The sequence below is a fragment of the Actinacidiphila paucisporea genome, assembly GCF_900142575.1.
Lineage (GTDB): Bacteria > Actinomycetota > Actinomycetes > Streptomycetales > Streptomycetaceae > Actinacidiphila > Actinacidiphila paucisporea.
In genome coordinates, this window is the sequence record NZ_FRBI01000022.1 from 75726 (window position 1) to 88487 (window position 12762).

Consider the following 12762-nt stretch of genomic DNA (forward strand, 5'->3'; position numbering starts at 1 on the left):
GCACTGGTTGAGCGCGGGGGTACGGCTGCCGGAAGGAACGAAGGTGACCCAGTACACGTCCCGGTTCGGCGGGCTGCGCGACGCAGCCGGTGCGGCGGCCGCCGCGTACCGCCCGCACCGCCGGCGGGGCGGGCGGCCGGTGCGCAGGGTCGCCATGCTGAGCGTCCACACCTCGCCGCTGCACCAGCCGGGCACCGGCGACGCCGGCGGCATGAACGTGTACATCGTGGAGCTGGCCAAACGGCTCGCCGAGCGGGATATCGAGGTCGAGATATTCACCCGGTCGACGACCGGCGCCCGGCAGCCCTGCGTCGAGCTGGCGCCCGGCGTGCTCGTACGGCACGTGGACGCCGGGCCGTACGAGGGCCTGGCCAAGGAGGAGCTGCCGGCCCAGCTGTGCGCCTTCACCCACGGGCTGATGCGGGCCTGGGCCGGGCAGCGCCCCGGGCACTACGACCTGGTCCACTCGCACTACTGGCTGTCCGGCCACGTCGGCTGGCTGGCCGCCGAGCGCTGGGGCGTGCCCCTGGTGCACGCCATGCACACCATGGCCAAGGTCAAGAACGCCGCCCTCGCCGAGAACGACGCCCCCGAGCCGCTCGCCCGCGTCATCGGGGAGACGCAGGTGGTCGCCGCGGCCGACCGGCTGATCGCCAACACCGACGAGGAGGCCGACGAGCTGGTACGCCACTACGCCGCCGCCCCCGGCAAGGTCGCCGTCGTCCACCCCGGCGTCAACCTCCAGCGCTTCCGCCCCGGCACCGGCCGCGCCGCCGCCCGCGCCCGGCTCGGCCTGCCGCAGGACGCGCTGATCCCGCTCTTCGCCGGCCGCATACAGCCCCTCAAGGCCCCCGACGTGCTGCTGCGGGCCGTAGCCGTCCTGCTCGACGACGACCCGGCGCTGCGCGACCGGCTGGTCGTGCCGGTGGTGGGCGGCCCGAGCGGTACGGGCCTGGCCAAGCCGGAGGCGCTGCACAAGCTGGCGGCCAGGCTCGGCATCTCCGACGTCGTACGGTTCCAGCCGCCGGTGGACCAGGAGCTGCTGGCCGACTGGTACCGGGCGGCCAGCGTGCTGGTGATGCCGTCGTACAGCGAGTCCTTCGGCCTGGTCGCGATCGAGGCGCAGGCCTGCGGCACGCCGGTCGTGGCGGCTGCGGTCGGCGGGCTGCCGGTCGCGGTCTGCGACGGGCGCACCGGCTTCCTGGTCCCCGGGCACGACCCGCGCGACTACGCCGGGGTGCTGCGGCGCTTCGTGGACCACCCGGGGCTCGGCGTCTCGCTGGGCGACGCGGCGGCCGTCCACGCGCGCGCCTTCGGCTGGGACGCGTCGGCGGCGGACACCGCCGACGTGTACGCGGCAGCGCAGTTCGAGCACCGCCGTCACCTACGATCGGCGCATGGCTGAGCGAGAAGGCCCCGCGCGGGCGGCGAACCCGGCACCGGACCCGCACCCGGACCCGGCACCGGACCCGCACCCGGACCCGGCACCGCACCCGGACGGCGGTCCCGCGGACCCCGGCATGGCGGCCGCGGGCCGCGTGATCGAGCAGGTGCTGCGCGAGTCGGACCTGCCGTGGGAGTCGCCGCGGCCCGGCACGTACGTCACCCAACTGCCCGGCACCCGCAAGCTGTCCACCACCTGCCAGCTGATCGTCGGCCGCCACACCCTCTCCCTGAACGCCTTCGTGGTGCGCCGCCCCGACGAGAACCACGAGGCCTTCTACCGCTGGCTGCTGGAGCGCAACCTGCGCCTCTACGGCGTCACGTACGCCATCGACCACCTCGGCGACGTCTACCTCAGCGGCCGCCTGCCGCTGGCCGCGGTCACCGCGGAGGAGGTCGACCGGCTGCTCGGCTCGGTCCTGGAGAACGCCGACGGGTCCTTCAACGTCCTGCTGGAGCTGGGGTTCGCGTCCTCGATCCGCAGGGAGTACGCCTGGCGGGTGTCGCGCGGCGAGTCCACCCGCAATCTTGCCGCGTTCACGCACCTGACGAGCGAGGTCGACTGACCTTCCGGCGCCTCGGCCGGGGGCCGGCTTACCGGACCGGCAGGTCGCGGTGCGCGGCGTCCGGCGTGACGGCCGCCTGGAGCGGGGCGGTGCGCGGCCGCAGGAGCAGGTAGTAGCCGGCGGCGGCCACCGTGCCGAGGGCGGCGCAACCGAGCCAGACGGTGTCGCGGCCGAGGTACTGCAGGGTCACGCCGCCGGCCAGCGGTCCCGCGAAGGCGGCGGCGGACCAGGCGAGGGTGAACATCCCCTGGTAGCGGCCGCGCGCGTGCGCCGGGGCGAGGTCGGCGACCACCGACATCGCGGCGGGGGCGTGCACGATCTCGCCCAGCGTCCAGACGACGACGGTCAGCGCGTAGACGGCGACCGAGGTGGCGAAGACCGTCAGGCCGATGCCCCAGGCCAGCACGAACGAGCCGGCGCCGAGCAGGACCGCGCTGCTGCGGCCGCGCAGCGCCCGGGTGACCGGCATCTGGAGGACCACGATCACCACGCCGTTGACGGCGGCGACCAGCCCGAACTGCCGCGCGCTGAGCCCGTGCTGCCCCATGTCGACAGCGAGCGTGGAGCTGGCCTGCTGCATCACCACGGCGAAAAGGAAGGTCAGCCCGGCCAGCGCCATGAAGCGCCGGTCACGCATGACGTCGACCAGGGTGACGTTCTCCCGGGGTCCGTCCGCGGCGGCCGGCGCGGCCGGCAGCGTCTCCGCCGCCTTGGCGTAGACCACGAGCGCGCACAGCGCGGTGGTGAAGGCGTCGCCGAGGAAGAGCCACAGGTAGCCCTCGGCGGCGATGAAGCCGGCGGCGGCGGCCGAGACGCCGAAGCCGATGTTGATGGCCCAGTAGTTGAGGGAGAAGGCCCGGACCCGGTCCGCGGCCGGCACCAGGTCGGCGATCATCGCGGACAGCGCGGGCCGCGAGGCGTTGCCCGTCAGGCCGACCAGGGTGGCCACGGCGGCGATGGCGAGTGGCCCGGTGACGAAGCCGAGCACGGCGGTGGTCACCGCAGCCCCGAGCTGAGCGGCCAGCAGCGTCGCCCGCCGGCCGACCCGGTCGGCCAGCACCCCGCCGAGCACCGCGCCCGCGGCCCCGCCGAGCCCGAAGAGGGCGGCGACCAGGCCCGCGTAGGCGGGGGAGTAGCCACTCTGGACGGTGAGGTAGAGCGCCAGGAAGGTGACGACGAAGCCGCCGAGCCGGTTGACCAGGGTGCTTGTCCACAGCCACCAGAACTGCCGGGGCAGGCCGCCGGTCGTCTCGCGTACCGCTCGGCTGATGGCCGCCACGGGCTCCCCCTCGTTCAGTAACAGGCGCTAGTAACAGGCGCTGGTGCTCAGCGCATATTACAGAGGGCGGTCGTGAGGTGCCACGGCATTTCGATTAGGCTCGGACGCATGGCTGCTGCTGCGTACAAGTTGATCCTGCTCCGCCACGGCGAGAGCGAGTGGAACGCGAAGAACCTGTTCACCGGCTGGGTCGACGTGAACCTCAACGACAAGGGCGAGAAGGAGGCGGTGCGCGGCGGCGAGCTCCTCAAGGACGCCGGACTGCTCCCCGACGTGGTCCACACCTCACTGCAGAAGCGCGCGATCCGCACCGCGCAGCTGGCCCTGGAGGCCGCCGACCGCCACTGGATCCCGGTCCACCGCAGCTGGCGCCTCAACGAGCGCCACTACGGCGCCCTCCAGGGCAAGGACAAGGCGCAGACCCTCGCCGAATTCGGCGAGGAGCAGTTCATGCTGTGGCGCCGCTCCTACGACACCCCGCCGCCGCCCCTCGAAGACGGCGCCGAGTACTCCCAGAGCGACGACCCGCGCTACGCGACGATCCCCCCGGAGCTGCGCCCGCGCACCGAGTGCCTCAAGGACGTCGTCACCCGGATGCTCCCGTACTGGTACGACGGCATCGTCCCCGACCTCCTCACCGGCCGCACGGTCCTGGTCGCCGCCCACGGCAACTCCCTGCGCGCCCTGGTCAAGCACCTCGACAACATCTCCGACGCGGACATCGCCGCCCTGAACATCCCCACCGGCATCCCCCTCGCCTACGACCTCGACTCTTCCTTCCGCCCCCTGACCCCAGGCGGCCACTACCTCGACCCGGACGCCGCAGCGGCGGCGATCGAGGCGGTCAAGAACCAGGGCAAGAAGTAACACTTCTCCGCCGAAGCGCCCCCGACCTGCGGTCTTCTCCGCGGGGCGGGGGCGTCTGGCGTCCCGGGCTGCCCGAGCAGGGAGCCGGGTGCACCGCTACAGGGTGACGGCCACCCTCAGCCCGCACCATCAGCCGAGGCCCCGCCGACATGGACTTGTCAGCTCTTCGCCTGCCGGGCTTGCGTGGTCAGTCCCGGGGTGACGAGGGCGAGCCAGCGGACGCGGGCGGCTGGGGGCTGGTCGGTGGGTGCGGTGGAGAACAGCAGGTAGATGTCGTTGACGGTGACGTCCGCGTGGATGTCACCGTCGGCCTGCCCGGCCCGGATGAGGCCGGCGACGGCCCAGCCCGCACGGTCCTCGTCGGCCCGGTTGCCCGGCTCCGCCCCGAGCGTCTGCGCGGCGGCCTTGACTGCGCGGTCGGTGACGGACTGCTCGACGACGCGGCCGAGGAACCCGATGAGCTCGTCCAGGGCGCGGCCGGCGCCGTCGGTGACGCGGGCGAGCGCGGCCTCGGCATCGTCAGCGACGCGGGCGACGTATTCGGCGACGACGGCGGCGACCAGGTCGGTTTTGGTAGGGAAATGCCGGTACAGGGTGCCGACGGCCACGCCCGCGGCGGCGGCTATCTCGTCCATCCCCACGTCGGGGCCATGGGCGGTGATCTGCCCGCCGGCGGCGGTGAGGATCTTCTTGCGGTTGCGGACCGCATCGGCGCGCGGCGCCCTGGACTGGGTCACGGAGGTGCCTGCCCTTCCACTTGCGTCAAGGTGAACTGTGGTTCAGGATAGATAGTGAACCTGAGTTCATATTAACCGTGAGGACCCCGCCATGCCCGCCAAGACCGCTCTCGTCACCGGTGCCTCCTCCGGCATCGGCGAGGCCACCGCCTTCAAGCTGCAGGAACTCGGCTACACCGTCTACGGTGCAGCCCGCCGCACCGACCGTCTCGAAAAGCTCGCCGGGCACGGCGTCCACCCACTGGCCATGGACGTCACCGACGAGGACTCCATGCGGACCGGCATCGAGAAGATCGTCGCCGAGACCGGCCGCATCGACGTGCTCGCCAACATCGCCGGATACGGCTCCTACGGCGCGCTGGAAGACGTCCCCCTGGACGAAGCCCGCTACCAGTTCGAGGTCAACGTCTTCGGCGCGATCCGCCTGACCCAGCTCGCCCTGCCCCACATGCGCACCCAGCGCTCCGGCACCGTCGTCAACGTCACCTCCATGGGCGGGAAGATCTACACCCCGCTCGGGGGCTGGTACCACGGCACCAAGTTCGCCCTCGAAGCCCTCAGCGACTGCCTGCGCCTGGAGGCCAAGCCCTTCGGCATCGTCGTCGTCGTCATCGAACCCGGCGGCATCGCCACCGAATGGGGCGCCATCGCCGCCGACAAGCTGGAGCAGTCCGCCACCACCAGCGGCGCCTACACCGCGCAAGCCGCAGCCGTCGCCTCCTCCCTGCGTTCCGAGGCCAACGCCAAGCGCAACTCCCCTCCCTCCGTCATCGCCGACGCCATCGGCAAGGCCGTCACCGCGCGCCGCCCCAAGACCCGCTACGCCACCGGCTTCGGAGCCCGCCCCCTGATCGCCCTGCGGCGGATCCTGCCCGACCGCGCCTTCGACACCGTCATCTCCCGCGCCGTCGGCCTGCCCCGCTGAACCACCGGGAGACGTAGGGATGCTGACGGATGGCCCAGGATGCCGGGGCCGGTGATCGCCGAGCGGATCGGCCGGCCCTGCTCGATGTCGCCGCTGACGAAGAAACCGGCCGTGATTCGGCCGGAGTACGTCGGCATTGGTCCGGTCGACCGGATGTCCTACGAACCCGGCGAGATCGCGCAGTGCGACGTGTGGTTCCCGGAGCCGGAGGTACAGGTCGCGCCGGGCCCGCAGCGGATCGCTCGTCCGTGCCCCCATGCCCGGAGCAGCCTCACCGGGGCGGGATCGGATGGGTCAGGTTCAGCGGGTTGCCGTCGGGGTCCTGGATGTGGGCCACGCGCTGGCCCCAGGGCATGTCGTTGGGGGCGCCGCCGACCGAGCCGCCCAGTGCCGGCACTCGGCTGAGCGTCTCGTCGACGTCGTCGACCTCGATGCTGAGCAGGACCCGCGGCGACGCCCCCGTCCCCGGGTCCTCCCGGGCCACCAGCCCGAGGTCGGTGTCGCCGATGCGCAAGCCGACGTAGAAGGCCGGGCCTTCCGCCGGTACGCGGAAGAACTCTTCGGCGCCGAACAACTCCGTATAGAAGCCGAGCAGACGGTCGTGGTCGTCGGTCACGATCACCGGTTGGATGGTGGACATGGCACTCCTGCGGAGAACTGTCGAGAACGGTCCTGTCGGTGGGTAGACCGTCCCCGCCCGGTGAACTCATCGGCAGAACCAAGAACCACCGGGCTACCTCGCGGACTGCGCAGGCGGCCGCCCTGAGCGTTGTCTTTCCTGCCCCTTGGTTGCCTGCCGGCGGCGAGGAACGGTAAGCAGGCGCCGCGCCTACGAGCGTTCGGGGAACGGCCCCGAGTGATCCGGGCGGCGGCGGGGGACTGGATGAGCGAGCGCGTGCGCCTGTTGTTGACGGTCGTCTTCTGGGTCGGGTGGGGCGGCCTCGGGATGGCGGCCATCCACCGGTGGGACCATGAGACGTGGCGTCAGGTGGCGCTCTTTCCCGTTGTCACGGTGGCGGCCGGCTTCTTCGCCGAGCTGAGGCGACGACGGCGCGAAAGGCCCTCGGCGCCGCCTCCTCCGCCGCTGCGAGCACCCCAGGTCCCTCCGAAAGGGGTTGCGCCATGGTCTACCGAGGTGAGTGGATCGGGGGATGACGAACGATCAGGCGGGGCTTGAGGCCGATCTCCGGGACGCCGAGGCGCGGCTGCAGTCCGCCGTTCTCTCGGGTGATGTCGACGCGCTGGACCTCCTGCTGGACGACCGGGTCGTCTACACGGGGCCCGACGGCCATTCGGTGACGAAAGATGAGGACTTGGAGGCGCACCGGTCGCGGAGCCTGGTCGTCGAGATATTCGACCAGGAGGACGTGCAGGTGACGGTCGCGGGGTCCACCGGGGTCACCCGCGTGCTGGTCACCCTCCAGGGGGTCGCCGCGGGTCAGCCCTTCAGCGCCCGGCTCCTCTACACGCGCACCTGGGTCCACGCGGACGGCTCCTGGCGCGTCCTCGCCGCCCATGCCGGCGCGGTCCTCGACTAGCGAAGGGCCGCCGCCCGGCGAAGGGCCACCGCCCGGCCGGCCCGGACCGCCCCGCCCCGCCCGGACCGCCCCGGCCGTGCCGCCGCCGGCCGCGCTCCCGGCACGAAGTAACCTTCGCTGCATACGTGCCCCCGGGCCGCGGTCGGTCCGCGGGTCGGGGGCACGTGTGCGCGATGCGTACGCGGCGAAGGCGCGGGGCTCAGCCCGTGCAGCCTCCGCACTGGCACGGGGCGCCGGACTGGCAGCCGCAGCCGCAGCCCGAGCCGCAGCCGCAGGCGCCGAGCTGCGGGAGCGGGGTCCGCAGCGCGGTCGCGGAATCGGGCGTCGGACGGTCTCCTACGGGAACGCGTACGGCTACGTGCTTGGGCGTGGGGGTCTCCGGCATCAGTGCGCCCTCCTCAGGCTTAGCTGCTCACCAGTGAACTCCCCCACATCACCGCGCATCAAGGGCGCACAAGGGCATATCGCCCACTGGCACGCCACCCGCACGCCCCCCGAACGGGCTAAGCGCCGACTACGCGCCCTCCACCTCGGTCGGGGCCGGGGACATCGCGCCGACGTGCTCGCCGGTCACCAGGTAGACGACGCGCTTGGCGACGGAGACGGCGTGGTCGGCGAAGCGCTCGTAGTAGCGGCCGACCAGGGTGACGTCGACGGCGGTCTCGATGCCGTGCTTCCAGCGGTCGTCGAGCAGGTGCTGGAAGAGGGCGCGGTGCAGCTCGTCCATGCGGTCGTCGTCGGCTTCGAGCTGCAGCGCGTCATCGACGTCCTTGGTGATGACGACTTCGGCGGCCTTGGCCATCAGCCGCTGCCCGAGCTGGCCCATCTCCAGGATGGTGCTGTGCAGGTCGTTCGGCACGGCGGAGACGGGGAAGCGCAGCCGGGCGAGCTTGGCGACGTGGCGGGCCAGGTCGCCGGAGCGCTCCAGGTCGGCGCTCATGCGCAGGCTGGTGACGACGATCCGCAGGTCGGTCGCGACCGGCTGCTGGCGGGCCAGCAGGTTGATCGCCCGGGTCTCCAGTTCGCGCTGGAGGTCGTCGACCTTCTCGTCGGCGGCTATCACGCTTTCCGCGATATTGAGGTCCGCGTCGAGCAGCGCGGTGGTGGCGCGGCCTATTGCCGAGCCGACCAGCCTGGCCATCTCGACGAGCCCGTCACCTATGGAGTCGAGCTCCTCGTGGTATGCGTCCCGCATCGCGTTCCTTCCATATGTGCAGAATGTACTCAGGCTGTGCCCAGGCCTGTACAGAGGCATGTACGAGGCTTGTCCTCCACGCTGCCACGCTGCTGGCCCAGGGCGTACCCGCCGCGCACCCTGAGTTAATCAGCACCTACGTGAAGGTGAACTCTTGGCAACGTGCGTCCGAGAGGTAGCTCTCAGCCCTGTGGAACGCTTGCGCAGGCCACCTACCCTGGGGCCATGGACGTGAACGCGGCAGTCGCCGCAGCCAGTGCGATAGCCGGTCTGCTGACCGGCGTGATCGCCGTGCTCGCGTTCCGCTGGAGCGAGCGGGAGCAAGCCCGCCCGACCCGTACCGCACTGCACACGGACGCCGTGCTCCCCCCGGGAGTGGACACCGTGCTGTCCGTACTGAGCTCGTCGGCGGTCGTCCTGGACGAGGGCGACACCGTGGTCAAGGCCAGCTCGGCGGCATATGCGCTGGGACTGGTACGTGGCGGCCGGCTGGCCGTCGACCAGATGTTGCAGATGGCTCGTGAGACCCGGCGGGACGGCGAGATACGCCAGGTGGAACTCGATCTTCCGCGCCGCGGCATGGGCCGCCGGGAAGGCCTCGCGGTCTCCGCCCGGGTGGCACCGCTGGGCTCCCGGCTGGTGCTGCTGCTGGTCGAGGACCTCACCGAGGCCCGGCGGATCGAGGCGGTACGGCGGGATTTCGTGGCCAATGTCAGCCACGAGCTGAAAACGCCGGTCGGGGCCCTGTCGCTGCTGTCCGAGGCTGTCATGGACGCCTCGGACGACCCCGAGGCGGTCCTCCGCTTCGCCGGCCGGATGCAGATCGAGGCCACCCGGCTGACCAGCCTGGTGCAGGAAATCATCGACCTGTCCCGGGTGCAGGACGACGATCTGCTGGACGACGCGGAGCCGGTGGCGGTGGACGACCTGGTCACCGAAGCCGTCGACCGCTGCCGGCACCAGGCCAACACCAAGCAGATCACCATGGCCACCGGCACCACCCCCGACCTCTACATCTGGGGCAACCGGGGCCAGCTCGCGGCAGCGCTCGGCAATCTCGTCGAGAACGCCGTCAACTACAGCCCGGCCCGCACCCGGGTCGGGATAGCAGGACGCCGGATCGCCGCGGCCGGGGGCGATCTCATCGAGATATCCGTCACCGACCAGGGCATCGGCATCTCCGAGAAGGACCGCGACCGGGTCTTCGAGCGCTTCTACCGGGTCGACCCGGCACGCTCGCGGGCGACCGGCGGCACCGGGCTCGGCCTGTCCATCGTCAAGCACGTCGCCGCCACCCACGGCGGCGAGGTCACCGTGTGGAGCGCGGAAGGCCAGGGCTCCACCTTCACACTGCGGCTTCCCGAGAGCGGGATCGCCCGCGACCGCGCGCTTCCGCCCGGCACCGACCCGGATGCCGAAGCGGACGCGGAACCGGCCGACGAGCCGTCGGACGACCAGCTGTTCCAGACCCTCCCCGAACACATCCCCGCCCCGGAGGTCCTTCCGTGACACGCGTACTCGTCGTCGAGGACGAGGAGTCCTTCAGCGACGCGCTGTCGTACATGCTCCGCAAGGAGGGCTTCGAGGTCGCCATTTCCGCGACCGGGCCCGACGCGCTGGACGAGTTCGAACGAAACGGCGCCGACCTGGTACTTCTCGACCTGATGCTGCCGGGGCTGCCCGGCACCGAGGTCTGCCGCCAGCTGCGGCTCAAGTCCAATGTCCCGGTGATCATGGTCACCGCCAAGGACAGCGAGATCGACAAGGTCGTCGGCCTGGAAATAGGCGCGGACGACTATGTGACCAAGCCCTTCTCCTCGCGGGAGCTGGTCGCCCGCATCCGCGCGGTCCTGCGCCGCCGCGGCGAGCCCGAGGAGATCTCCCCCGCCGCCCTGGAGGCGGGCCCGGTCCGTATGGACGTGGACCGGCATGTCGTCACGGTCGGCGGCGGCAAGGTCGACCTGCCGCTGAAGGAGTTCGACCTCCTGGAGATGCTGCTGCGCAATGCCGGCCGCGTGCTGACGCGCATGCAGCTGATCGACCGGGTGTGGGGTGCCGACTACGTCGGCGACACCAAGACCCTCGACGTCCACGTCAAGCGGCTGCGCGCCAAGATCGAGCCCGACCCGGGGGCGCCGCGCTACCTGGTGACGGTCCGCGGTCTGGGTTACAAGTTCGAGCCGTAAACCGCAGCGCAAACCGCAGCCGAAGGGGCCGTACGGGGGTCCTACGGGTGAGGGGCCGTACGGGGGCGTACGGGTAAGGGTCCGGCGCATGGCGTCGGACCCTTACCGGCGTTCTCCGGGGTATATAGCGCCGCTTACGGCGTCGGCGTGGCACTGCCCGTCGGCGTCGCGGAGCCGCTCGGGGTGGCCGTGCCGCCGGGCGTCGCGGTGCCGGTCGGCGTGGCCGTGGCGCTCGGGGCCGCGGAGGAGGGCAGCGAGCTGGGGCCGTACGGCTCGAAGAAGCCGGCCGCGGGTGTCACGTTGATCGGCAGTGCGACCGCGCCGGTGGAGCTGAAGTTGAAGACCGCGTGCTGCACGTCGCCGTCGCGCAGCGACTCGGCGCCGGTGTCGATGGTCGCGGCCGGGTTGCCCTGGCCGCCGAGCAGCACGGTGCCGTGCGCGGGGACGGTGATCGTGGCGCCGCCGTTCGCGCCGGACAGCTTCGCGGACAGGCCGCCGGCGAGCTGGACGGCCTGCAACGTCTGGTCGGCCGAGCCGTTGTTGAACAGCCGGGCGGAGACGGTGGCGGGGCCGCTGGGAGCGGTGAGGACGAAGGCGTTCTGCACCTGGATGTCGCCGACCCTCGCCGACTGGCTGTCCGGCTCGACTTTCAGGGACTGTGCGCCGTTCCCGGCCGCGCAGGCGGCGAGCGGGGCGAGCGAGAGCGCGACGACGGCGGCGGCGAGGGCGCCGCGTCGGAAGCTGCGGACCACGGCGGCGGCATCTCCTTGGGCAGATTCTGACGATCTTCCAGCGGCCTTAGATTACCGAGCCGCTCCCGCGCCCACACACCGGGTGGTCCCTCCGTGACGCGCCCTCACCCGACCGGTCCCGCGCCGGCGGGCCGACCCGCCCGCCGACCCGCCCGCCGATCCGGTCGCCCGCCGCGCGCTGTTCGACCGGCGTTCGAGCGGTGTTCGACCGGCGCTTTGGCCTCCGTACGCCGCTGAGCAGGCCGGGAGCGCCGAGCGGCCGCCCCGGGGAGCCGTACGCAACATGTTCGCAATGTATTCCGGCATTACCGCCGTGTGATTACCGGTGGACCGACGCCGGAGGGCGCGCGGGGGATTTCCATGAACGTGCAAAATTGGATCTTCAACGCCCGGGAACCCGAACGGAGCAGCGATGATCCACTCGCGCGGGAGTGACGAACCCGGACGTATCGACCGCTGTTCCGTGACTTCCCGGGCCGTGGCGAGTGGGTTTCCGCTCCGCCGTATACCCGCTCCGACCTGCGGATACCGCGTGCCCGTGGCACCCTCCAGCACGTCCCAGGGGCGCTTGTCAAGCCCCGAGATATGCCCTGACCTGCGAAAACGCCATTCAGATGAGGGCGTTCCCGTGTTACCCTGGATAGCCACGGAAGGGGTACCTGTCACATGACGTTCAAGGTTGGCGACACCGTGGTCTATCCCCATCACGGGGCCGCGCTGATCGAGGCTATCGAAATTCGCCAGATCAAAGGCGTGGACAAGACCTACTTGGTGCTCAAGGTCGCTCAGGGCGACTTGACGGTGCGCGTTCCCGCGGACAATGCGGAGTTCGTCGGCGTGCGCGACGTGGTCGGTCAGGAGGGTCTGGATCGGGTCTTCGAGGTGCTGCGCGCGCCGTACACCGAAGAGCCGACCAACTGGTCCCGCCGATACAAGGCAAATCTGGAGAAGCTCGCTTCCGGCGATGTCATCAAGGTTGCGGAAGTCGTCCGTGACCTGTGGCGCCGCGAGCGCGAGCGCGGCCTGTCGGCCGGCGAGAAGCGCATGCTCGCCAAGGCACGGCAGATCCTGGTCAGCGAACTCGCACTGGCCGAGAACACCAACGAGGACAAGGCCGAGGCCCTGCTCGACGAAGTCCTCGCGTCGTAAGACCGTCCCTTTCCGGACGTTCTCGTGTCGCGTCCCTCCAGCGCCCACACCCACGCTGTCGTGACGTACTGACTAACGCAGACGCAGCCCTCGGACGACCCCCGAGGGACCCTGCCGCGGCACCC

The 12762-nt window shown here is 71.3% G+C and carries 14 protein-coding genes and 1 pseudogene; 9 read left to right on the forward strand and 6 right to left on the reverse strand.

Annotation, left to right across the window (positions count from 1 at the left end; translation table 11 throughout):
• Window positions 1-43: 43 nt before the first annotated feature.
• Window positions 44-1405: a D-inositol-3-phosphate glycosyltransferase gene (gene mshA, locus BUE44_RS26795; protein ID WP_073501567.1), complete on the forward strand. Its 1362-nt coding sequence runs from the start codon at window positions 44-46 to the stop codon at window positions 1403-1405.
• Between the two features lie 115 nt (window positions 1406-1520).
• Window positions 1521-2009 (forward strand): YbjN domain-containing protein, encoded by a 489-nt coding sequence (locus BUE44_RS26800; RefSeq protein ID WP_073501568.1) that lies wholly within the window; start codon window positions 1521-1523, stop codon window positions 2007-2009.
• A gap of 28 nt (window positions 2010-2037) precedes the next feature.
• Here the strand turns inward: BUE44_RS26800 and BUE44_RS26805 are convergent, their stop codons facing one another.
• Window positions 2038-3288, reverse strand: coding sequence for an MDR family MFS transporter (locus tag BUE44_RS26805; RefSeq protein ID WP_073501569.1), 1251 nt, complete (start codon window positions 3286-3288; stop codon window positions 2038-2040).
• A 108-nt stretch (window positions 3289-3396) separates the two neighbouring features.
• Here BUE44_RS26805 and BUE44_RS26810 point away from each other — a divergent pair, with 108 nt between their 5' ends.
• Window positions 3397-4155, forward strand: coding sequence for a phosphoglyceromutase (locus BUE44_RS26810; RefSeq protein WP_073501570.1), 759 nt, complete (start codon window positions 3397-3399; stop codon window positions 4153-4155).
• Window positions 4156-4313: 158 nt separating this feature from the next.
• On the opposite strand, the gene BUE44_RS26815 is transcribed toward BUE44_RS26810, so the two are convergent.
• A complete protein-coding gene (locus tag BUE44_RS26815; protein WP_073501571.1) occupies window positions 4314-4892 on the reverse strand; it encodes a TetR/AcrR family transcriptional regulator in 579 nt (192 codons plus the stop codon).
• Between the two features lie 91 nt (window positions 4893-4983).
• Here BUE44_RS26815 and BUE44_RS26820 point away from each other — a divergent pair, with 91 nt between their 5' ends.
• Both BUE44_RS26820 and BUE44_RS38830 read left to right on the forward strand, forming a co-directional pair.
• Window positions 4984-5817: an oxidoreductase gene (locus tag BUE44_RS26820; protein WP_073501572.1), complete on the forward strand. Its 834-nt coding sequence runs from the start codon at window positions 4984-4986 to the stop codon at window positions 5815-5817.
• A 30-nt stretch (window positions 5818-5847) separates the two neighbouring features.
• Window positions 5848-6057: pseudogene (locus tag BUE44_RS38830) on the forward strand (IS21 family transposase); the annotation flags it as partial.
• A 31-nt stretch (window positions 6058-6088) separates the two neighbouring features.
• Here BUE44_RS38830 and BUE44_RS26825 read toward each other — a convergent pair.
• Window positions 6089-6457 carry a VOC family protein gene (locus BUE44_RS26825; protein ID WP_073501573.1) on the reverse strand — a complete coding sequence of 123 codons (369 nt, stop codon included), beginning with the start codon at window positions 6455-6457 and terminating at the stop codon, window positions 6089-6091.
• 511 nt (window positions 6458-6968) lie between these two features.
• Here BUE44_RS26825 and BUE44_RS26830 point away from each other — a divergent pair.
• Entirely contained in the window at window positions 6969-7355 is a 387-nt protein-coding gene (locus BUE44_RS26830) for a nuclear transport factor 2 family protein (RefSeq protein ID WP_073501574.1), read from the forward strand.
• A 199-nt stretch (window positions 7356-7554) separates the two neighbouring features.
• Here the strand turns inward: BUE44_RS26830 and BUE44_RS39850 are convergent, their stop codons facing one another.
• Both BUE44_RS39850 and phoU read right to left on the reverse strand, forming a co-directional pair.
• A complete protein-coding gene (locus tag BUE44_RS39850; protein ID WP_073501575.1) occupies window positions 7555-7740 on the reverse strand; it encodes a hypothetical protein in 186 nt (61 codons plus the stop codon).
• Window positions 7741-7869: 129 nt separating this feature from the next.
• Window positions 7870-8550, reverse strand: coding sequence for a phosphate signaling complex protein PhoU (gene phoU, locus BUE44_RS26840; protein ID WP_073501576.1), 681 nt, complete (start codon window positions 8548-8550; stop codon window positions 7870-7872).
• 225 nt (window positions 8551-8775) lie between these two features.
• On the opposite strand from phoU, the gene BUE44_RS26845 reads away from it, so the two are divergent.
• Complete coding sequence (locus BUE44_RS26845) at window positions 8776-10059, forward strand: sensor histidine kinase (protein ID WP_073501577.1); 1284 nt, start codon at window positions 8776-8778, stop codon at window positions 10057-10059.
• Entirely contained in the window at window positions 10056-10736 is a 681-nt protein-coding gene (locus BUE44_RS26850) for a response regulator transcription factor (protein WP_031525271.1), read from the forward strand. Before BUE44_RS26845 ends, BUE44_RS26850 begins: the two co-directional genes overlap by 4 nt.
• 134 nt (window positions 10737-10870) lie before the next feature.
• On the opposite strand, the gene BUE44_RS26855 is transcribed toward BUE44_RS26850, so the two are convergent.
• Entirely contained in the window at window positions 10871-11488 is a 618-nt protein-coding gene (locus BUE44_RS26855) for a hypothetical protein (protein WP_073501578.1), read from the reverse strand.
• Window positions 11489-12154: 666 nt separating this feature from the next.
• Here BUE44_RS26855 and BUE44_RS26865 point away from each other — a divergent pair.
• Window positions 12155-12637 (forward strand): CarD family transcriptional regulator, encoded by a 483-nt coding sequence (locus BUE44_RS26865; RefSeq protein WP_033174074.1) that lies wholly within the window; start codon window positions 12155-12157, stop codon window positions 12635-12637.
• Window positions 12638-12762 lie beyond the last annotated feature (125 nt).

Excerpts from the sequence above, each read along its gene's own strand:
- BUE44_RS26800 (WP_073501568.1), top strand. The coding sequence starts at position 1,521 with ATGGCGGCCGCGGGCCGCGTGATCGAGCAGGTGCTGCGCGAGTCGGAC.
- BUE44_RS26810 (WP_073501570.1), top strand. The coding sequence starts at position 3,397 with ATGGCTGCTGCTGCGTACAAGTTGATCCTGCTCCGCCACGGCGAGAGC.
- BUE44_RS26820 (WP_073501572.1), top strand. The coding sequence starts at position 4,984 with ATGCCCGCCAAGACCGCTCTCGTCACCGGTGCCTCCTCCGGCATCGGC.
- BUE44_RS26825 (WP_073501573.1), bottom strand. The coding sequence starts at position 6,457 with ATGTCCACCATCCAACCGGTGATCGTGACCGACGACCACGACCGTCTG.
- BUE44_RS26830 (WP_073501574.1), top strand. The coding sequence starts at position 6,969 with ATGACGAACGATCAGGCGGGGCTTGAGGCCGATCTCCGGGACGCCGAG.
- BUE44_RS39850 (WP_073501575.1), bottom strand. The coding sequence starts at position 7,740 with ATGCCGGAGACCCCCACGCCCAAGCACGTAGCCGTACGCGTTCCCGTA.
- phoU (WP_073501576.1), bottom strand. The coding sequence starts at position 8,550 with ATGCGGGACGCATACCACGAGGAGCTCGACTCCATAGGTGACGGGCTC.
- BUE44_RS26845 (WP_073501577.1), top strand. The coding sequence starts at position 8,776 with ATGGACGTGAACGCGGCAGTCGCCGCAGCCAGTGCGATAGCCGGTCTG.
- BUE44_RS26865 (WP_033174074.1), top strand. The coding sequence starts at position 12,155 with ATGACGTTCAAGGTTGGCGACACCGTGGTCTATCCCCATCACGGGGCC.